At 58.0% G+C, this 18994-nt stretch carries 19 protein-coding genes; 10 read left to right on the forward strand and 9 right to left on the reverse strand.

The annotated features are described in order from the left end of the window. The first annotated feature begins 264 nt into the window (after positions 1–264). A complete protein-coding gene (locus RT197_RS12925; RefSeq protein ID WP_312951247.1) occupies positions 265–1020 on the forward strand; it encodes a CDP-diacylglycerol diphosphatase in 756 nt (251 codons plus the stop codon). Between the two features lie 15 nt (positions 1021–1035). On the opposite strand, the gene RT197_RS12930 is transcribed toward RT197_RS12925, so the two are convergent. The 3 genes from RT197_RS12930 to lsrR form a co-directional block, all read right to left on the reverse strand. After that, positions 1036–1386, reverse strand: coding sequence for a cupin domain-containing protein (locus RT197_RS12930; RefSeq protein ID WP_312951249.1), 351 nt, complete (start codon positions 1384–1386; stop codon positions 1036–1038). A gap of 13 nt (positions 1387–1399) precedes the next feature. Further along, positions 1400–2992, reverse strand: a complete 1593-nt coding sequence (lsrK, locus tag RT197_RS12935) for an autoinducer-2 kinase (RefSeq protein WP_312951250.1) — start codon at positions 2990–2992, stop codon at positions 1400–1402. Positions 2993–3079: 87 nt separating this feature from the next. Next, entirely contained in the window at positions 3080–4045 is a 966-nt protein-coding gene (gene lsrR / locus RT197_RS12940; protein WP_312951251.1) for a transcriptional regulator LsrR, read from the reverse strand. 248 nt (positions 4046–4293) lie between these two features. Here lsrR and lsrA point away from each other — a divergent pair, with 248 nt between their 5' ends. From lsrA to RT197_RS12980, 8 genes are all read left to right on the forward strand, one after another. Further along, a complete protein-coding gene (gene lsrA / locus RT197_RS12945; protein ID WP_312951253.1) occupies positions 4294–5817 on the forward strand; it encodes an autoinducer 2 ABC transporter ATP-binding protein LsrA in 1524 nt (507 codons plus the stop codon). Beyond that, entirely contained in the window at positions 5811–6854 is a 1044-nt protein-coding gene (gene lsrC / locus RT197_RS12950) for an autoinducer 2 ABC transporter permease LsrC (protein ID WP_312951254.1), read from the forward strand. The genes lsrA and lsrC overlap by 7 nt, the downstream gene beginning before the upstream one ends. Then, positions 6854–7852, forward strand: a complete 999-nt coding sequence (gene lsrD / locus RT197_RS12955; RefSeq protein ID WP_312951257.1) for an autoinducer 2 ABC transporter permease LsrD — start codon at positions 6854–6856, stop codon at positions 7850–7852. The genes lsrC and lsrD overlap by 1 nt, the downstream gene beginning before the upstream one ends. Positions 7853–7881: 29 nt before the next feature. Further along, the gene (lsrB, locus tag RT197_RS12960) at positions 7882–8904 is read left to right on the forward strand and encodes an autoinducer 2 ABC transporter substrate-binding protein LsrB (RefSeq protein ID WP_312951259.1); all 1023 of its coding nucleotides are present in this window, start codon (positions 7882–7884) and stop codon (positions 8902–8904) included. A gap of 19 nt (positions 8905–8923) precedes the next feature. Beyond that, a complete protein-coding gene (gene lsrF, locus RT197_RS12965; protein ID WP_312951261.1) occupies positions 8924–9799 on the forward strand; it encodes a 3-hydroxy-5-phosphonooxypentane-2,4-dione thiolase in 876 nt (291 codons plus the stop codon). A 32-nt stretch (positions 9800–9831) separates the two neighbouring features. Continuing rightward, positions 9832–10122, forward strand: coding sequence for a (4S)-4-hydroxy-5-phosphonooxypentane-2,3-dione isomerase (gene lsrG / locus RT197_RS12970; RefSeq protein WP_312951623.1), 291 nt, complete (start codon positions 9832–9834; stop codon positions 10120–10122). Between the two features lie 9 nt (positions 10123–10131). Further along, positions 10132–10869: an epimerase gene (locus RT197_RS12975; RefSeq protein ID WP_312951264.1), complete on the forward strand. Its 738-nt coding sequence runs from the start codon at positions 10132–10134 to the stop codon at positions 10867–10869. Between the two features lie 76 nt (positions 10870–10945). After that, positions 10946–12250 carry an SLC13 family permease gene (locus RT197_RS12980; protein WP_312951266.1) on the forward strand — a complete coding sequence of 435 codons (1305 nt, stop codon included), beginning with the start codon at positions 10946–10948 and terminating at the stop codon, positions 12248–12250. Positions 12251–12294: 44 nt separating this feature from the next. Here the strand turns inward: RT197_RS12980 and tpiA are convergent, their stop codons facing one another. Both tpiA and RT197_RS12990 read right to left on the reverse strand, forming a co-directional pair. Continuing rightward, positions 12295–13062, reverse strand: coding sequence for a triose-phosphate isomerase (tpiA, locus tag RT197_RS12985; RefSeq protein ID WP_312951268.1), 768 nt, complete (start codon positions 13060–13062; stop codon positions 12295–12297). A 107-nt stretch (positions 13063–13169) separates the two neighbouring features. Beyond that, the gene (locus RT197_RS12990; RefSeq protein WP_312951270.1) at positions 13170–13766 is read right to left on the reverse strand and encodes a DUF1454 family protein; all 597 of its coding nucleotides are present in this window, start codon (positions 13764–13766) and stop codon (positions 13170–13172) included. 112 nt (positions 13767–13878) lie between these two features. Here RT197_RS12990 and RT197_RS12995 point away from each other — a divergent pair, with 112 nt between their 5' ends. Next, entirely contained in the window at positions 13879–14298 is a 420-nt protein-coding gene (locus RT197_RS12995) for a DUF805 domain-containing protein (RefSeq protein ID WP_312951272.1), read from the forward strand. On the opposite strand, the gene fpr is transcribed toward RT197_RS12995, so the two are convergent. The 4 genes from fpr to trmH form a co-directional block, all read right to left on the reverse strand. After that, positions 14299–15045: a ferredoxin--NADP(+) reductase gene (gene fpr / locus RT197_RS13000; RefSeq protein WP_312951275.1), complete on the reverse strand. Its 747-nt coding sequence runs from the start codon at positions 15043–15045 to the stop codon at positions 14299–14301. 95 nt (positions 15046–15140) lie between these two features. Then, positions 15141–16151 carry a class II fructose-bisphosphatase gene (gene glpX, locus RT197_RS13005; RefSeq protein WP_312951277.1) on the reverse strand — a complete coding sequence of 337 codons (1011 nt, stop codon included), beginning with the start codon at positions 16149–16151 and terminating at the stop codon, positions 15141–15143. Positions 16152–16216: 65 nt separating this feature from the next. Beyond that, positions 16217–18298, reverse strand: coding sequence for an ATP-dependent DNA helicase RecG (gene recG / locus RT197_RS13010; RefSeq protein WP_312951278.1), 2082 nt, complete (start codon positions 18296–18298; stop codon positions 16217–16219). A gap of 3 nt (positions 18299–18301) precedes the next feature. Then, a complete protein-coding gene (gene trmH, locus RT197_RS13015; RefSeq protein WP_312951281.1) occupies positions 18302–18991 on the reverse strand; it encodes a tRNA (guanosine(18)-2'-O)-methyltransferase TrmH in 690 nt (229 codons plus the stop codon). Positions 18992–18994 lie beyond the last annotated feature (3 nt).

Raw genomic sequence — 18994 nt, forward strand, 5'->3', positions numbered from 1 at the left:
TACCCACCTGGTTTCACCAGACGCTCCCCCTCACCCCGGCCCTCTCCCTCAAGGGAGAGGGGGAAAACCGTCCCCGAAACTCACCGCGCACCCGGACAGTTCCCTCTCCCCGGGGGAGAGGGTCAGGGAGAGGGCGTTCACAACGCCGGTGCTGTTAAAAACACCCCCTCAGCGTTCCAAACCCCCTCAGCCCTGCCCGACTGTTTTTAATTGGTCATCAATTTGCGATACCCTTTGGCAAAAAGCATAAGCAGGTATCGGGTCATGAAAAACGTCAAACGCCTTATCATCACGCTCATTGTGGTGGTCATTGTCCTTATCTCCGGCGGCTTTTACTGGCTGCATTCCGGCAATCCAAACGCGTTACGGCAAATCGTGCTTGAGCAGTGCGTCCCCGGTCAGCGTCAGCATAATGCGCCCGCGCCCTGTAAAGATGTCGATCTGCGCGGCGGCTACGTTCTGCTAAAAGACAAAAACGGTCCGCTGCAATATTTGCTGATGCCCACGATGCGCATCAACGGCATGGAAAGCCCGCTGCTGCTGCAACCCAGCCTGCCGAATTACTTCTGGCAGGCATGGCAAAAGCGCGACGTGCTTAGCGCGCAGCGCGGCTCCCCGGTGCCGGATGACGCGGTTTCGCTGACCATCAACTCGCGTAGCGGGCGCACGCAGAACCATCTGCATATTCACATCTCCTGCCTGCGCCGCGATGTGCGCGCCCAGCTTAACAACAATCTGACTCAAATCAGCGCCCGCTGGCTGCCGTTGCCGGGCGGACTGCGCGGGCATACGTGGCTGGCGCGACGGGTGACGGCGAACGAGCTGGCGCAGCGCAGCCCGTTTATCATGCTGGCGGAAGAGGTGCCGGACGCGCGCGAACATATGGGCCGCTATGCGCTGGCGCTGGTACGCCAGAGTGATAACGCCTTTGTGCTGCTGGCGACGCAGCGGGATCTGCTGGCGTTTAACCTGGCGTCGGCGGAAGAAATTCAGGATCACCAGTGTGAGATCCTGAAATAACCCCGGTGAATGGATTTACCAGGCGGCTGGCTCCGCCGGATGGCTGTCATTTTGCAGGTGCGGGGACTTCACAAACACCCCTTTCCACGGCACGTCGCTGTTATTGATGAGATAATGCGCTTCGCCAGGCTCGCACTGTAAAACATCACCCGCCCGAAGCGTGTGCGGCGTGCCTTCAAGATACAGGCACACTTCGCCGCTGAGGGTATAGAACACCTCGCAGGCCTGGTGATGCCGATGGTTGGGAAATGATTGTCCGGGCTGCAATACCACCACGCCCATATCACAGCCGGGCCCACGGATCAGATACTTGGGGCCATTGTCGCCGAAACGATATTCATGGCGGTCTTCGCTGGTTTTTTGCATGATGATCCTCCTGTTAAAGACCGGGCGCTTTCCACAGCGACGTCGTCAGACCGTCATCCACCAGCCCGCGCTGATCCAGATACACCGCCTGCCATTTTTGCCGCGCCAGTTGATAAACCTCATGGTTAGCGGGATCGGGCTTATGTTCGCGATCCCAGCGCACCAGGCTTTCGCCCGTTATCGCCAGCGATGGCCAGATATCTGCCCCCACGCCTGCGGCAATTGCGCAGCCTAAGGCCGTCGCCTCTTTAACCACCGGCACCCGCACCGTTAAACCGGTCACGTCGGCGAGGATCTGACTCCATAATTTGCCCTTCGCGCCGCCGCCAGCAAACACCAGCGAATCGGCCTGTACGCCGGAAAAGTCGGCGATCTGCTGCAAATTACACGCCGAGACGATAGCGGCATTTTCTTCCAGCGCGCGAAACAGCGTCGCTTTATTACACTTCTGCGGATCGATGGAGAGGTTGATAAAAGACGGCGCAGCGTGATACCAGCGTTTAAAGCGCATCACATCGGAGAAGATCGGCATCACTCCGTACGCGCCGGGCGGCACGCGGGCCGCCATCTCTTCAAGCAGGGTGTAGGCATCAATACCAAGCCGTTCTGCGATGAGCTTTTCTTCCGCACAAAAGGCGTCGCGAAACCAGCGCATGGTCAAGCCGGTAAAAAAACTGATCGATTCGGTCTGGACCATTCCCGGAATGACGTGCGGATTGATACGCACATTCATATTCGGATCGGTGACCGGCTGTGGAAGGTTAACCACCTGCTGCCAGAACGTCCCTCCCAGCACCGCCGTTTGCGCAGGCTGGACCACGCCCAGCCCCAGACAACCTAGCTGGACATCGCCACCGCCGACAATCACCGGCGTCCCGGCCAGCAGGCCGCTCTGTTCCGCCGCCGCGCGGGTGATTTTCCCCAGCGGCGTGCCGGTTTCTTTTACCGGCGACAAAATATCTGAGCGCAGGCCCGCCATTTGCAGCAGGCTGCGCTTCCAGTCGCGGGTCACTAAATCCAGTAACCCGGTCGTTCCGGCATTGGAAGGATCAACTGCCAGCTCGCCGCTGAGCATATAGGCCATCCAGTCGCTGATCATCGTGACCGTGGAGGCGCGGCGGTAAATATCCGGGCGGTGATGCGCCAGCCAGAGCAGCCGTGGTATGGCGCTAAGCGCCAGCGTTTGCCCGGAGCAGCGGTAGACATTTTCTTCGAAGGTATTGTCGTACAGCTCCTTTAGCTCGCTGACTTCATGTGCCGCGCGCGCATCGACATTGGCGCAGGCCCAGATCGGCTCGCCGTCACCATCATAAATCACGATGCCTTCACGCATAGAGCAGGCGGAAACGGCGACGATCGCGGCGGGAGAAATCGCCGCCTTGTGCAGGGCCTGGCGGATGCACTGACAGGCCAGCTGCCAGTTCCCCGTCAGATTAAACTCCATTGAACCCGGCACATCCGGTACGGCCAGATGCTGCCATTCAGCCTGGCCAACAGAGATTTGATTGCCTTGCAGATCGAAAATCACGGCTCTGACGCTGCCGGTACCGGCGTCAAGGGCCATCAGGTAGTGTCCTGATTCAACAGGGGTACAGAGTCGAGCCATTTTGTTGCCCTCGGCTATTTTTATGTTGTGATGTAAAAGCCCTTCACCTGATGCTCCATTTTGTAGGGGTAAGTGTTCTTTGGTTTATTATTTTTCAATGACTTGTAGCATTTTCGCGGCGGTGGCCTGATCGGTCACTAACGCATTAATGTATTTGCCGTTCATGGCGGCAATAATGGCTTCGGCTTTTTCTTCACCGCCAGCCACGCCGATCACGGTCGGAATTGTGGAGAGTGAATTTAAGCTTAAGCCAATTAATTCATGGTGAATTTTAATTTCCGGGATGATTTCCCCGTCGGCCTGAAAGAAGTAGCCGAGAATATCGCCCACTGCGCCTTTGCGGCCGATCATGAGCTGTTCCCCGGTGGTGATATAGCCTGAGCGTAAAATCGTTGCCTCTTCTTTCTGGCTTATCGCGCCGATGCCAACCACTGCGACGTCAGCGGCCTGGGCGGTCAGCATTACGTCTTTAACGCTGTTTTCATTACGCAATGTGCGGGCGATTTCCGCCGACGATGCGCGCAGCGGCGCGGGCATAATGCTCACGCTACAGGCGGCATCAAGCTGACCAATGCCGGTCATATACGGTCCCACTCCGCCGGAAAGGGTCACCAGCCGGATGCGCTGCGCGGAAATAAAACCGCTGAGTCGCTTAAGCGTGGTCATGGTCGCTTCGCCGAAGCCCACCGCCAGCAACTGCTGCGGCTGTAAGGACTCCATCAGCATATGCGCCGCCCCAATTCCCAGACGAGCCCCGGTGTTGGCGTCAGGCAGGGCGGGCAATACGCGTACATGACGTAGCGAAAAGCGGCTGCGCAGCGCATCTTCATACTCCAGACATCCTTCGAAGCGGGAGTTGATCTGGACGCGAATAATGCCCGACTGGTGCCCCTTCTCCAGCAAGCGTGAAACCTTCAGCCGCGTCAGCCCGAGACGCTCGCTGATTTCACTTTGCGTTAATCCATCGTGATAATAAAACCAGGCGATACGTGCCACCTGCTCCTCTTCACACATCCCATATTCCGACATCAGCGTCGTGTCATTCGTTGTCATAAATTTGCTTCGCTTTGAACATTTATAATTCATTAACACAATTGTTCAGCTATCGGCAACCAATAGCTGTGATCCGGGCCACAAAAGCCATCGATAAATGAACTTTTTATCATTATAGATTCATTTATTCACAAACTGTGATCGTGGTGAGGTTTTTAAGCGCATTTACCGTCTACTGTTTTGAACAATTCGATTTTCTAAAAACATTTGTTCATTCCAGTCACTCCTCGTGAACGAGCGGAGGCGAAATGCAAACCAGTCCCCTTTCTGCACCCCCCTTGCTTTGTGTGCAGAATATTCGCAAGCACTATTCCGGTGTCGATGTCCTTAAGGGCATCGACTTTACTCTCCGTGCGGGAGAAGTACACGCGCTGCTTGGCGGTAACGGTGCCGGAAAATCGACCCTGATGAAAATCATTGCCGGTATTGTGCCTCCTGACGGTGGAACCATTGATATCGCCGGTGAGCGCTGCGCTCATCTCTCTCCGCTCAAAGCGCACCAGCTGGGCATTTACCTGGTGCCGCAGGAGCCGCTGCTGTTTCCCAGCCTGTCAGTGCAGGAAAATATTCTGTTTGGCCTGCGCGGGCGTCATGCGTCGGTGGATAAAATGCGCCAGCTACTGGCTGCGCTGGGCTGCCAGCTCGATCTTACCAGCGCCGCAGGCACGCTTGATGTGGCTGACCGACAGCTGGTTGAAATTATGCGCGGGCTGATGCGCGATTCGCAGATATTGATCCTGGATGAACCGACGGCATCGCTGACGCCGGTCGAAACTGAGCGGCTGTTTCTGCGCCTGCGCGACCTGCTGAAAAAGGGCGTCGGAATTGTATTTATTTCGCATAAGCTGCCCGAAATTCGCCAGCTTGCGGACTGCGTGAGCGTGATGCGCGACGGCAAAATCGCGCTCGCCGGGAAAACGGCGGATCTGACCACCGACGCGATTATCCAGGCGATTACCCCCGTTTCGAACGGCGTTAACCTCTCTGCCAGCCAGAAACTGTGGCTGGAGCTGCCCGGCAGCCGTCCGCAGAACGCGCCGGGGGCAACGGTGCTGACCCTCGACGACCTGACCGGCGAAGGGTTTATGCATATCAGTCTGGAAGTGCGCGCCGGGGAAATTCTTGGCCTGGCGGGGCTGGTCGGCGCAGGACGCACGGAACTTGCCGAAACGCTGTACGGCATTCGCCCCGTTCGCGCCGGGCGGATAACCTTAAACGGTCGCGAAATCAGCGAGTTGTCTACGCGTGAGCGCCTGCAACATGGCCTGGTATACCTGCCAGAAGATCGCCAGTCATCCGGGCTGTATCTGGATGCGTCGCTGGCCTGGAACGTCTGTTCCCTGACCCACAACCAGCGCGGTCTGTGGGTGAACACCCGGCGCGATAACGCCACCCTTGAGCGCTACCACCGGGCGCTGAACATCAAACTTAATGATGCCGAACAGGCGGCCCGCACCCTGTCCGGCGGCAATCAGCAAAAAGTGCTGATCGCCAAATGCCTTGAAGCCTCTCCCCAGTTGCTGATCGTGGATGAACCCACCCGTGGCGTCGATGTTTCTGCCCGCAGCGACATTTATCAGCTTTTACGCAGCATCGCCGAGCAAAACGTCGCGGTGCTGTTTATTTCCTCTGACCTGGAAGAGATCGAACAGATGGCCGACCGCGTGTACGTGATGCATCAGGGAGAACTGGGCGGCCCGGCGCTGTGCGGTGACGATATTAACGTCGATACCATCATGCACGTTGCGTTTGGTGAGGAGGTCAGATGTTGAAATTCATTCAAAATAACCGCGAAGCCACCGCATTACTGGCCGTAGCCTGCCTGTTTATTTTCCCCGGCGCGCTGGATAGCCAGTACCTGAGTGCGCAAACGCTGACCATGATTTTCGGCAGCGCGCAAATCCTGATGCTGCTGGCGATTGGTGCCACGCTGGTCATGCTGACGCGTAACATTGACGTGTCGGTGGGATCGATAACCGGCATGTGCGCGGTGCTGCTTGGTCTGATGCTGAATGACGGTTACAGCCTGCCGGTGGCCTGCCTTGCGACGCTGCTTCTCGGCATGGTCGCCGGATTTTTTAACGGCGTGCTGGTGGCGTGGCTAAAAATTCCCGCCATCGTCGCCACTCTCGGCACGCTGGGGCTTTATCGCGGCATCATGCTGCTGTGGACCGGCGGCAAGTGGATCGAAGGCCTGCCCGCCAGCCTGAAACAACTCTCTGCCCCGGTTTTCCTCGGCATTTCGGCCATCGGTTGGTTCACCCTTGGGCTGGTTCTGGTGATGGCATGGCTGCTGGCGAAAACCGCCTTTGGCCGCAATTTCTATGCCACCGGCGATAACCTTCAGGGCGCGCGGCAGCTTGGCGTGCGTACTGAAATGGTCCGCATTATGGCGTTCTCGCTGAACGGCTGCATGGCGGCGCTGGCGGGCATTGTTTTCGCCTCGCAGATTGGTTTCATCCCTAACCAGACCGGAACCGGGCTGGAAATGAAAGCCATTGCCGCGTGCGTGCTGGGCGGGATCAGCTTACTCGGCGGCTCCGGCTCGGTCATCGGTGCCGTCCTCGGTGCCTATTTTCTCACGCAAATCGACAGCGTACTGGTGCTGCTGCGCATTCCGGCCTGGTGGAACGATTTCATCGCGGGCCTGGTGCTGCTGGGAGTGCTGGTTTTCGACGGCCGCCTGCGCCGCGCGCTGCAAAAAAACCTGCGTCGTCAGAAATACGCCCGGTTTATGCCGAACGCCGCGCCGCAGCAAAAACAGGCCCGTAAGCCTGCCCAACATAATAAGAAAAGGGAGGTGGCATAATGAACGCGTGGCAACGTTATAGCTGGGAGATGGCGCTGGCAGCGCTGTTAATTCTGGAGATCGTCGCTTTCGGCATCATTAATCCCAGCCTGCTGGATCTCAACGTGCTGCTCTTCAGCACCAGCGATTTTATCTGCATTGGTATTGTCGCGCTGCCGCTCACCCTGGTGATTGTCAGCGGCGGTATGGATATTTCGTTTGGCGCGACTATCGGGCTGTGCGCTATTGCGCTGGGCGTTTTATTCCAGGCGGGCGTGCCGTTTCCGCTGGCGATTATTCTCACGCTGCTGCTGGGCACGCTGTGCGGATTAATCAACGCCGGGCTGATCATCTATACCGGTATTAATCCGCTGGTGATCACCCTCGGCACGATGTACCTGTTCGGCGGCAGCGCGCTGCTGCTGTCGGGAATGTCCGGGGCAACCGGCTATGAAGGGATTGGCGGTTTCCCCGCCGCCTTCACCGATTTCGCCAATCTTGCGCCGCTCGGCATTCCGGTGCCTCTCATCTTCTTTCTGGTCTGCTGCCTGTTCTTCTGGCTGCTGATGCACCGCACGCACCTGGGACGCAATATTTTCCTGGTCGGGCAGAGCGCACGGGTGGCGCAGTACAGCGCGATCCCCTTAAACCGCACGCTGTACATCATTTACGCCCTGACCGGATGCGCTTCTGCCGTCGCGGCTATCCTGCTGGTGTCCTATTTTGGCTCGGCGCGATCGGATCTGGGCGCGTCTTTCCTGATGCCCGCGATTACGGCGGTTGTTCTTGGCGGAGCCAATATCTACGGCGGGTCCGGGTCAATCCTTGGCTCGGCAGTTGCCGTGTTGCTGGTGGGATTTTTGCAGCAGGGTTTGCAGATGGCTGGCGTACCGAATCAGATCTCCAGCGCGCTGTCCGGCGCTTTATTAATCGTTGTTGTCGTAGGACGTTCCGTCACTCTGCATCGTCATCAAATCATTGAGTGGATCTCACGCCGCCGCGCTGCACGGCAGGCATGAGATCTCAGGCTAATTCCCGGAGAAAAAAAATGACAAAACCAACTATCAGAACCCTTACCTTACTTATCACGCTTGGCCTTGCCTCCGCAGCGGCCGCCGTTCAGGCGGCGGATCGGATTGCTTTTATCCCTAAACTGGTCGGCGTCGGCTTTTTCACCAGCGGCGGTAATGGGGCGAAGGAGGCGGGTAAAGAGCTGGGCATTGACGTGACTTACGATGGCCCGACCGAGCCAAGCGTATCCGGCCAGGTACAACTGGTGAATAACTTCGTAAACCAGGGCTACAAGGCGATTATTGTTTCCGCCGTGTCGCCAGACGGGCTGTGTCCGGCGTTAAAACGCGCCATGCAGCGCGGCGTCAAAGTGCTGACGTGGGACTCAGATACCAAACCGGAATGCCGCTCTTATTACATCGATCAGGGAACGCCAAAACAGCTGGGCAGCCTGCTGGTGGATATGGCGTCCCGCCAGGTCAACAAAGATAAAGCGAAAGTCGCGTTCTTCTATTCCAGCCCTACCGTCACCGACCAGAACCAGTGGGTGCAGGAGGCAAAAGCGAAAATCGCCAAAGACCATCCGGGCTGGGAGATCGTCACCACCCAGTTTGGCTATAACGACGCCACTAAATCCCTGCAAACGGCAGAAGGGATTATCAAAGCCTACAGCGATCTGGACGCCATTATCGCCCCCGACGCCAATGCGTTACCCGCCGCCGCGCAGGCCGCTGAAAACCTGAAACGCAACAATATCGCCATCGTGGGCTTCAGCACACCGAACGTCATGCGGCCTTATGTCCAGCGCGGGACGGTAAAAGAATTCGGCCTGTGGGACGTGGTGCAGCAAGGGAAAATCGCCGTTCACGTCGCCGCTGCGCTGCTGAAAAACACGCCGATGAATATCGGCGACAAGCTGGATATTCCGGGCGTCGGCCAGGTGGAAGTTTCTCCTAACAGCGTCCAGGGCTACAGCTATGAAGCGAAAGGCAACGGTATCGTGCTCCTGCCTGAGCGCGTGGTGTTTAACAAAGACAATATCGATAAATACGATTTTTGATATCGCGACGGAGTAAATAATGGCTGACTTAGATGACATCAAAGACGGTAAAGATTTTCATGCCGATAAACCGCAAACCAATACCCTGTTTACCTTAAAAGGCTGTGGCGCGCTGGACTGGGGAATGCAATCGCGGCTGTCGCGCATTTTTAATCCCCGCAGCGGTAGAACCGTCATGCTGGCGTTCGACCACGGTTATTTTCAGGGGCCGACCACCGGGCTGGAGCGCATCGACATTAATATTGCGCCGCTCTTTGAACATACCGACGTCTTAATGTGTACCCGTGGAATATTACGCAGCGTGGTGCCGCCCGCGACCAATAAACCCGTGGTGTTACGCGCGTCAGGGGCGAATTCGATTTTAACCGAACTCAGTAATGAAGCCGTGGCCGTAGCGATGGATGATGCGGTCAGGCTGAACAGCTGTGCCGTTGCCGCCCAGGTGTATGTGGGTTCTGAATATGAACACCAGTCGATTAAAAACATTATTCAGTTAATCGATGCGGGCCTGCGCGTCGGAATGCCGACGATGGCCGTCACCGGTGTCGGCAAGGATATGGCCCGCGACCAGCGTTATTTCTCCCTGGCCACGCGCATTGCGGCGGAAATTGGCGCGCAAATTATCAAAACCTATTACGTCGATAAAGGCTTTGAGCGTATCGCGGCGGGCTGCCCGGTGCCGATTGTCATCGCCGGTGGTAAAAAACTGCCTGAGCGCGAGGCGCTGGAAATGTGCTATCAGGCCATCGATCAGGGTGCCAGCGGCGTGGATATGGGACGCAATATTTTCCAGTCGGAAGATCCGGTCGCCATGATCAAAGCCGTTCATGCCGTTGTCCATAACAACGAAACGGCGGAGCGGGCGTATGAACTGTTTTTGAGTGAGAAGGGCTGACGGCCCGGCGACAGCTAAACAGGAGGTGAATGATGCATGTCACGCTGGTTGAAATTAACGTTCATGATGACAAAGTCGAACAATTTATCGACGTTTTTCGCCAAAATCATCTTGGCTCGGTGCAGGAGGCGGGCAACCTGCGCTTTGATGTGTTGCAGGACCCGGACGCCCCGACGCGGTTTTATATTTATGAAGCCTATGAAGATGAACAGGCCGTCGCCTTCCATAAAACGACGCCGCACTATAAAGCCTGCGTGGAACAACTGGAGCCTTTAATGAGCAGCCCGCGTAAGAAAACCGTCTTTAAAGGGCTGATGCCTTAAGGAGCGGCGATGAATAACGCGTTTGCCGGGCTGAGCCGCGAGGCGTGCGTGGCGCGGCTGAAGTCTTATCCGCTTAGCGTCGGCATTCTTGCCGGGCAGTGGCTCTCGCTTGAGCGCCATTTGCAGCAACTGGCGGCGCTGGATGTGCCGCTGCTGCATCTGGATCTGATGGACGGGCAGTTTTGCCCGCAGTTCACCGTAGGCCCGTGGGCGGTGGGGCAACTGCCGCAGACGTTTCTCAAAGACGTTCACCTGATGGTGGCAGATCAATGGGCGACGGCGCAGGCCTGCGTGAAGGCGGGCGCGCACTGCATCACTCTTCAGGCGGAAGGCGATATTCACCTGCACCACACGCTAAGCTGGCTGGGCGAGCAAAAGGTGGCGGTGACCGGCGGCGACATGCCGGTCATTCGCGGCCTCAGCCTGTGCCCGGCGACGCCGCTGGAGGTGATTGTGCCCGTTATTAATGAGGTGGAAGTGATCCAACTGCTGGCGGTGAATCCGGGATACGGCAGTAAAGTCAGCCCGCAGGCATTACAGGCGCGGCTGGCGCAGCTCCTCGTGCTGCTGGGCGACAGGCGGGAGGGAAAAATAATTGCCGTTGATGGATCGCTGGCGCGTGAGCAGGTGCCGCCGCTGATTACGCGGGGGATCGACCGGGTGATTTCCGGCAGCGCCCTGTTCCGCGACGACAGCCTTGACGAAAACGTGCGTGGCTGGCTGGCGATGTTTACGGCGCTGCGCTGACAGACCTGCTAATTCTGGCGTTTACACCCGCCGCCTGTCTCCGTATGCTCGTTGAAAAAAACAACAGGAGACAGGCATGTCGCTCTGGCTTACTCACCCTCTGTTCCTTCCTTCGCTGGTGGTTGGCGTCACGATTTTGCTCTGGGCGACCTCGCTACTGCCGGAATTCCTCACCGCGCTGCTCTTTTTTGCTGTGGCAATGATGGCGAAAATTGCCCCGCCGGAGGTGATCTTCGGCGGCTTTGCCTCGTCGGCGTTCTGGCTGGTGTTCAGCGGATTTGTGCTTGGCGTGGCGATCCGTAAAACCGGGCTGGCGGACAGGGCGGCGCGGGCGCTGTCGGCGAAGCTCACCGACTCCTGGCTGCTGATGGTCGCAAGCGTGGTGCTGCTCAGCTATGCGCTGGCGTTTGTGATGCCGTCCAACATGGGACGTATCGCGCTGCTGATGCCGATTGTGGCGGCGATGGCGGCGCGCGCCGGAATTCAGGACGGCACCCGCGCCTGGTACGGGCTGGCGCTGGCGGTTGGCTTCGGGACTTTTCAGCTCTCGGCCACCATCCTGCCCGCCAACGTGCCGAATCTGGTGATGAGCGGGGCGGCGGAGGGCGCATACGGCATCCATCTTAATTATGTCCCGTATCTGCTGCTGCACACGCCGGTGCTGGGCATTCTCAAGGGGCTGATCCTGATTGGCCTGATTTGCTGGCTGTTTCCCGGTACGCCGCAGCCGCCGCGCGAAACCACGCCGTCCACGTCGATGAGCCGCAAAGAAAAACGCCTCGCCTGGCTGCTGGCGGTGGTGCTGATCATGTGGGTAACGGAAAGCTGGCACGGCGTCGGGCCTGCGTGGACCGGGCTGGCAGCGGCGTGCGTAACGCTCCTGCCGCGCATCGGTTTTATCAGCGGGGAAGAGTTCGCTTCCGGGGTAAATATGCGCACCTGCCTGTACGTCGGCGGCATCCTCGGCCTGGCGCTGACCGTCACCGAAACCGGGATTGGCGGCGCGGTGGGAGATGCGCTGCTACACGTTATGCCGCTCGACCCCGATCGGCCTTTCACCAGCTTTCTGGCCCTGACCGGCATTACCACCGCGCTGAACTTTATTATGACCGCGAACGGCGTTCCGGCGCTGTACACCACTCTGGCGCAGAGCTTTTCCGACGCCACGGGCTTCCCGCTGCTTAGCGTGATTATGATTCAGGTGGCAGGCTATTCGACGCCGCTTTTGCCGTATCAGGCGTCGCCCATTGTGGTGGCGATGGCGCTGGGAAAAGTTCCGGCACGTTCAGGAATGCTGCTGTGTCTGGCGCTGGCGCTGGTCACTTATCTGCTGCTGGTGCCGCTGGATTATGCGTGGTTCAGGGTGCTGGGAAGATTGTAAGGCGGGGGAATATCCCCTCTCGCCAGGAGAGGGGACGACAGACATTACGCCTGTTTAGCGGCTTCTGCTGCTTTCACGATGACCGCAAAGGCATCAGCTTTCAGTGAAGCACCGCCCACCAGCGCGCCGTCGATATCCGGCTGGGTGAACAGCTCTGCCGCGTTAGACGCGTTAACAGAACCGCCGTACTGAATGATCACCTGCTCAGCGACGTTGGCGTCGGCTTTAGCAATGTGGTCACGGATGAATTTGTGAACGGCCTGTGCCTGCGCCGGAGTGGCGGATTTGCCAGTACCGATTGCCCATACAGGTTCGTAGGCGATAACCGCGCCTTCGAATGCCGCTGCGCCCTGGGTTTTCAGAACGGCGTCAATCTGACGTGCGCAAACTTCTTCGGTTTTGCCCGCTTCGTTTTCTGCTTCGGTTTCACCGATACACAGAACCGGGATCAGACCCTGTTCTTTCAGCACGGCGAATTTTTTAGCGATCAGCTCGTCGGATTCTTTATGGTAAGTACGACGTTCTGAGTGACCGATGATGATGTATTTTGCGCCGATATCTTTCAGCATTTCGGCAGAGGTTTCGCCAGTGAATGCGCCAGACAGGTTAAGATCAACGTTCTGCGCGCCCAGGTGAATGTGGCCACCCGCTGCGGCCTGTTTCGCCAGATCGAGGTACATTTCCGGCGGCGCAATGGCCACGCCGCAACCGGTCACGCCAGCCAGCTCTTTACGCAGGTTCGCTACCAGTTCGTTTACCATGTGGCGGCTGCCGTTCAGTTTCCAGTTACCCATCACAAGAGGATGTCGCATTTTAATTCTCCACGCTGTAAGCGAGTTAGGGAATATTGCCGCCCCTCAGGGCAGCATGGTCTGTGAGTCAGTATAGAGATTGATGACCCTAAAGGCTTTGCTTTTTATCATTTATTGTCGCCTTCGTTGTCATCAGATAGCGCCAGCTTAATCGGTTCAACAGCGAAGGTCAGCCCCTTTTCGCCGTTGTCCGCCACCACATAGCGGATCGCGCCTTCGGTTTCAGCGTGATAGCGCTGACCTTTCCCGGCGGCGAGCAATTTTTGCAGCTTCTGCTGGCTTTGCGCTTTGGTCAGCGTGGGGATCAGCACGCGCAGCACCGCGCTCATGTAGCCGTGCGCTTTCGCTTTTGCCGCTTTTTGCCCCGGCCCCTGAATCGGCAGCCAGGTGATCTGCATGGATTTGATTTTCAGCGTGCCGCGTTCAAGCGCGGTCGAAGCGTACAGATTCTCGTTAATTTTGCTGGCGGCGCGGGTCAGATTGGCGCGATCCGGCATACCGGAAATAGAGCGAAACTCATTCAGCGGCAGGTCAGGGTTATCGGCATTAAACCTCTCCCGGAACTGGCTGATGGTCTGATCGAACGTCGGGGAACCCGCCAGTAAATAAGGCGCGGTGACGCCGGACGTCTCTTCCGCCAGCACCGGAGCGCCAGCGGTAGCCACCGTCAGCAACAATAACATCAGCCTTCCCCAACTCTTCATTACGTTCGTCCTTTGCTAAATCTGCTCACGATTAAAGCGATAACCGCCGAACTTGTCAAAAACTGCCGACTTCAGGGTAAACTACGCGCAATAACATCATCAGGAAAAATGCATGACCCTACAGCAGTGGTTATTTTCAATTAAAGGGCGGATTGGCCGCCGTGATTTCTGGATCTGGGTCGCCATCTGGCTGGTGGCGATGTTTTGTCTGTTTACGCTCGCGGGCAGTAATCTCATCGACATGCAGATTGCCGCGTTTGCGCTGGTCTGTCTGCAATGGCCGACGGCGACCGTGGTGATCAAGCGCTTACACGATCGCGGTAAATCCGGTCTTTGGGCGCTGCTGCTGATTCTGGCGTGGATGCTGCTGGCGGGAAACTGGGCGATCCTGCCGGGGGTCTGGCAGTGGACGGTAGGGCGTTTTATTCCGACGCTCATTATGGTGATGCTGTTGCTCGATCTGGGCGCGTTTATCGGCACCCAGGGCGAGAATAAATACGGCAAAGAGACGCAGGACGTGAAATTTCGCTGATCACCAGTAGTGTTCAGCGGTCATATGGCCCGGACGACGGCGCAGGTGTTTGGTCATCTGCCGGGTATCTTTCAGCAACTGCTGGGTATCGCGCACCATCTGCGGATTACCGCACAGCATTACATGACTGGTTTCAGTGTTCATCGCAAGCCCGGTAGCCTCTTCCAGCGCGCCGCTCTCAATCAGCGCTGGCACGCGCCCGGTCAGTGAACCGGCGACTGTTTCGCGGCTGACCACCGTCTGAATACGCAGTTTCCCTTCGTAGCGTCTTTGCAGTTCCAGCATCAGCGGCAGATAGCTTAAATCCGCCGCGTAGCGCACGGCATGAACCAGCACCAGATCCTCAAACCGTTCCAAATCTTTCCCTTCCTGAAGAATAGAAAGATACGGGCCAAGCGCCGTGCCCGTTGCCAGCATCCACAGCGTTTTGCAGTCGGGGACTTCTTCCAGAACAAAGAATCCTGCCGCCTCGCTAACGACCTGCACTTCGTCGCCCGGCTTAAGCGCCGCCAGACGCGGGCTGAGTTTCCCTTCCGGCACGGTGACAAGGTAAAACTCCAGATCCGGGCTGTGCGGGGCGTTTACATAGGAATAAGCACGCTGAACGCGTTCGCCGTCAATTTCCATACCGAGCTTGGTAAACTGCCCGGCGGTAAAGGGTTGAACGGGGGCGTGAACGGTGAGGCTAAATAGCGCATCGGTCCAGTATTCTACTTTCGTGACTTTTCCTGTTACCCACTCCGCCATGATCGCCTCCTCTGAAATTCGTTAGCTTATCTTCGTTGCTTGCCGTTAACATTTCCAGCCCCTGCGGGCCGGAAAGCTCTTCAGGACAAATGATTTTAGAGAATATGCTGCTGAATGTCGGGATCTTTGCGGTCCAGATAGTGAATGGACTGAATGCGGCGGATGGTGCGCGATTTCCCGCGAACCAGCAGCGTTTCGGTGGTCGCGATATTGCCCTTGCGGCTGATCCCCTCCAGCAAATCGCCTTTGGTGATGCCGGTGGCGGAGAAAATCACGTTGTCGTTACGCGCCATATCATCCAGGCGCAGCACTTTTCCGGCTTCGATGCCCATTGCCTGGCAGCGGGACAGCTCGCTTTCACCAATGCGGCGGTTTTCTTCGCTGTCGCCTTTAACATGGTGACGCGCCAGCAGGCGTCCGTGCATATCGCCATCCAGCGCGCGGATCACCGCCGCTGAAACCACGCCTTCCGGCGCGCCACCGATGCCGTACAGAACGTCAACTTCGCTGTCCGGCATACAGGTCAGAATTGAGGCCGCCACGTCACCGTCGGGGATAGCAAATACCCGCACGCCGATCTGCTGCATTTCGGCGATAACCTCATCATGACGCGGCTTGGCGAGGATCGTCACCGTCAGCTCGCTGAGCGGTTTACCGAGCGCCGCCGCGATATTACGCAGGTTATCCGCCAGCGGCAGAGTAAGGTCGATAGCGCCTTTCGCGCCCGGCCCGACGATCAGCTTTTCCATGTACATATCCGGCGCGTTCAGGAAACTGCCTTTGTCACCGACTGCCAGCACCGCCAGCGCGTTGGCCTGGCCCATGGCGGTCATGCGGGTTCCTTCAATAGGATCGACCGCAATATCCACCGCGTCGCCCTGACCGGTGCCGACACGTTCCCCGATATAGAGCATCGGCGCTTCGTCGATTTCGCCTTCACCAATCACAATCGTACCGTCGATATTGACCTGGTTAAGCATAATACGCATGGCGTTGACCGCCGCGCCGTCGGCGGTGTTTTTATCGCCCCGGCCTAACCACTTATAGCCCGCCAGCGCCGCCGCTTCGGTCACGCGCGAAAATTCGATAGCCAGTTCTCGTCTCATAACAAACTCGTTCAGGAGGAAAAATTGCGCGAAGTTTAGCACAACCTTGTAGCGGGAAGGGTTATCTACGCGTTTGAATAGCGTTCCGTTTCCGGCATCCAGCGCTCAATCAGCGCGGCGGCCTGCTGCGGATAACGTTCGTGAATATGACGGGCAATGCGCTGAACTTCGGGGATCATCGCCTGATCGCGCAGTAAATCCGCGACCCGGAACTCTGCGTTGCCGGTCTGACGCGTGCCGAGCAGCTCGCCCGGCCCGCGAATTTCGAGGTCTTTTTGGGCAATGATAAAACCATCGGTGCTGTCGCGCAGCACCTGCAAACGCTTCTGCGCGGTTTTTGACAGCGGGGATTTATAGAGCAGCACGCAGTGGGAAGCCACCGCCCCGCGCCCGACGCGACCGCGAAGCTGGTGAAGCTGGGCCAGACCCAGACGCTCCGGGTTTTCGATAATCATCAGGCTGGCGTTCGGCACGTCCACCCCGACTTCAATCACCGTGGTGGCGATCAGCAGATGCAGGTCGCCCTGCTTGAAGGATTGCATCACCGCCTGCTTTTCAGCGGGTTTCATGCGCCCGTGTACCAGCCCGACGTTCAGTTCCGGCAGGGCGAGCTTTAATTCTTCCCACGTGGCTTCAGCGGCCTGCGCTTCCAGCAGATCAGATTCTTCAATCAGGGTACAGACCCAGTAAGCCTGGCGGCCTTCGCCGGTACAGGCGTTACGCACCCGATCAATAATCTCGCTGCGCCGGGTATCGGGGATAGCGACGGTCGTTACCGGCGTGCGGCCCGGCGGCAGTTCATCAATCACCGAGGTGTCGAGATCGGCATAGGCGGTCATTGCCAGCGTGCGCGGGATCGGCGTGGCGGTCATGATCAACTGATGCGGATGAAAGCCCTGCTGCTGGCCTTTCTCCCACAGCGCCAGCCGCTGATGCACGCCGAAGCGATGCTGTTCGTCGATAATCACCAGCGCGAGGCCGTTAAACTGCACATGCTCCTGGAAAATAGCGTGGGTGCCGACGATCATCTGGACCTGACCGCTGGCAATCGCCTCCTGCTGCGCAAGGCGGGCTTTACCTTTCTGCTTACCCGCCAGCCAGCCGACCTCAATACCAAGCGGCGCAAACCAGCTGCGGAAGTTGTTGGCATGCTGCTCGGCAAGGAGTTCGGTCGGGGCCATCAACGCCACCTGTTTGCCGTGGGCGATGGCGCGCAGCGCCGCAAGGGCGGCGACCAGCGTTTTACCGGAACCAACATCACCCTGCACCAGCCGCATCATCGGGAAGTCGAGCGCCATATCGTGCTCAATTTCCGCCACGACCCGCGTCTGTGCGCCGGTCGGTTTGAAGGGCAGGGAGGTGAGAAAACGGTTTTTTAAATCATCCTGTTTACCCAGCGACTGCGCGTGGTAGCGCTGCGCGCCCGCCCGCAGCGCCAGCATACTGAGATTGTGCGCCAGTAACTCTTCAAGAATAAGACGCCGCTGTGCCGGGTGCTGTCCGGCTTCCAGATCCGCCAGCTGCAAAGATGGCGGTGGACGGTGAAGAGTGCGCAGCGCTTCCGGCAGGGTCATCATTCCCTGCGCCAGCTCAGGCGGCAGCAGTTCGGTAATGGCGCAGGTATCCAGCAGATCCAGCGCCTGATCGGTCAGCTTACGCAGCGTCGCTTGCTTCACCCCTTCGGTAGTTGGATACACCGGCGTCAGCGTTTCCTGAAGCTCCGGCGTGCTGAGATCGCCCTGTACGCGGTATTCAGGGTGGATCATTTCCGCGCCGTACTTGCCGCGCTTTGCCTCACCGTAGGCCAGCACGCGCCGCCCGGTGGCGAGGCTGTTTTTCATCGCCGCGTTAAAGTTGAAAAAGCGCATGGTGAGAATGCCGGAACCGTCGCTAATCTGACAGGTCATCATCCGGCGACCGCCGAAGGTGATATTGCTGTTCAGCACTTCGCCTTCTACGGTGGCATAAATACCGGGGAGCAGATCGCCAATAGGATAAAGCTGGGTGCGGTCTTCATAACGCAGGGGAAGGTGCAGAAGCAGATCCTGCACGGTATGCAGGCCAATCTTCGCCAGTTTGCTGCTTTGCGCCGCGCCAACCCCGGTCAGGGCGTTAAGCGGGATGGCGTCGAGCAACCGGCCCTGCATGGTTTAGCCTGCGGCCTGCATGGTGGCCCACCATGCGGCGTCTGCATCAAGTTCGCCCTGCTCGTTGACGCGCGGATAGGGCAGGCCTTTACGTTTCGCCACCCGGGCCAGCACCGGATAACCGCCCTCAAACAGCAGGCGCTGCTGCTCTTCTTCCGGCAGGGTGCTGTTCTCACGCAGATACATACCGGCGTTCTGCCGCTGGCGCTGTGCTTCATAAAGAATGAGCGCCGAGGCGACGGAAACGTTGAGCGACTGCACCATGCCGACCATCGGGATGATGATATCGCGGTCGGCGAGATCCAGCGCTTCCTGGGTAATCCCGGTCTTTTCCTGACCCATCAGAATGCAGGTCGGAAGGGTGTAATCAATTTCCCGAAAATCGACGGCTTTGGCGGAAAGATGCGTCGCCAGCACCTGCATACCGCAGCCTTTCAGATGCGCAACGGCGTCGCCAATGGTGCGGTGCGTTTTGACCTCGACCCAGCTATTGCTGCCTGCGGCGGCGGAAGCCATTGTGCGCATCCGGTTGCCCGGCCACACGGCGTGAACTTCATGCACGCCGATGGCGTCGGCGGTACGGATAATCGCCGAGACGTTATGAGGCTTATGGACCTGCTCCATGCATACCGTCAGATCGGGCTGACGTCTGGCGAGCATTTCACGAATACGCGCATAACGTTGTGGATTCATAAA

This window comes from Superficieibacter sp., from assembly GCF_032071645.1.
Lineage (GTDB): Bacteria > Pseudomonadota > Gammaproteobacteria > Enterobacterales > Enterobacteriaceae > Superficieibacter.

Excerpts from the sequence above, each read along its gene's own strand:
- lsrR (WP_312951251.1), bottom strand. The coding sequence starts at position 4,045 with ATGACAACGAATGACACGACGCTGATGTCGGAATATGGGATGTGTGAA.
- trmH (WP_312951281.1), bottom strand. The coding sequence starts at position 18,991 with ATGAATCCACAACGTTATGCGCGTATTCGTGAAATGCTCGCCAGACGT.
- RT197_RS12995 (WP_312951272.1), top strand. The coding sequence starts at position 13,879 with ATGACCCTACAGCAGTGGTTATTTTCAATTAAAGGGCGGATTGGCCGC.
- lsrK (WP_312951250.1), bottom strand. The coding sequence starts at position 2,992 with ATGGCTCGACTCTGTACCCCTGTTGAATCAGGACACTACCTGATGGCC.
- lsrF (WP_312951261.1), top strand. The coding sequence starts at position 8,924 with ATGGCTGACTTAGATGACATCAAAGACGGTAAAGATTTTCATGCCGAT.
- tpiA (WP_312951268.1), bottom strand. The coding sequence starts at position 13,062 with ATGCGACATCCTCTTGTGATGGGTAACTGGAAACTGAACGGCAGCCGC.
- RT197_RS12975 (WP_312951264.1), top strand. The coding sequence starts at position 10,132 with ATGAATAACGCGTTTGCCGGGCTGAGCCGCGAGGCGTGCGTGGCGCGG.
- RT197_RS12980 (WP_312951266.1), top strand. The coding sequence starts at position 10,946 with ATGTCGCTCTGGCTTACTCACCCTCTGTTCCTTCCTTCGCTGGTGGTT.
- fpr (WP_312951275.1), bottom strand. The coding sequence starts at position 15,045 with ATGGCGGAGTGGGTAACAGGAAAAGTCACGAAAGTAGAATACTGGACC.
- lsrD (WP_312951257.1), top strand. The coding sequence starts at position 6,854 with ATGAACGCGTGGCAACGTTATAGCTGGGAGATGGCGCTGGCAGCGCTG.
- lsrC (WP_312951254.1), top strand. The coding sequence starts at position 5,811 with ATGTTGAAATTCATTCAAAATAACCGCGAAGCCACCGCATTACTGGCC.
- RT197_RS12930 (WP_312951249.1), bottom strand. The coding sequence starts at position 1,386 with ATGCAAAAAACCAGCGAAGACCGCCATGAATATCGTTTCGGCGACAAT.
- lsrB (WP_312951259.1), top strand. The coding sequence starts at position 7,882 with ATGACAAAACCAACTATCAGAACCCTTACCTTACTTATCACGCTTGGC.
- RT197_RS12925 (WP_312951247.1), top strand. The coding sequence starts at position 265 with ATGAAAAACGTCAAACGCCTTATCATCACGCTCATTGTGGTGGTCATT.
- RT197_RS12990 (WP_312951270.1), bottom strand. The coding sequence starts at position 13,766 with ATGAAGAGTTGGGGAAGGCTGATGTTATTGTTGCTGACGGTGGCTACC.
- lsrA (WP_312951253.1), top strand. The coding sequence starts at position 4,294 with ATGCAAACCAGTCCCCTTTCTGCACCCCCCTTGCTTTGTGTGCAGAAT.
- lsrG (WP_312951623.1), top strand. The coding sequence starts at position 9,832 with ATGCATGTCACGCTGGTTGAAATTAACGTTCATGATGACAAAGTCGAA.
- glpX (WP_312951277.1), bottom strand. The coding sequence starts at position 16,151 with ATGAGACGAGAACTGGCTATCGAATTTTCGCGCGTGACCGAAGCGGCG.
- recG (WP_312951278.1), bottom strand. The coding sequence starts at position 18,298 with ATGCAGGGCCGGTTGCTCGACGCCATCCCGCTTAACGCCCTGACCGGG.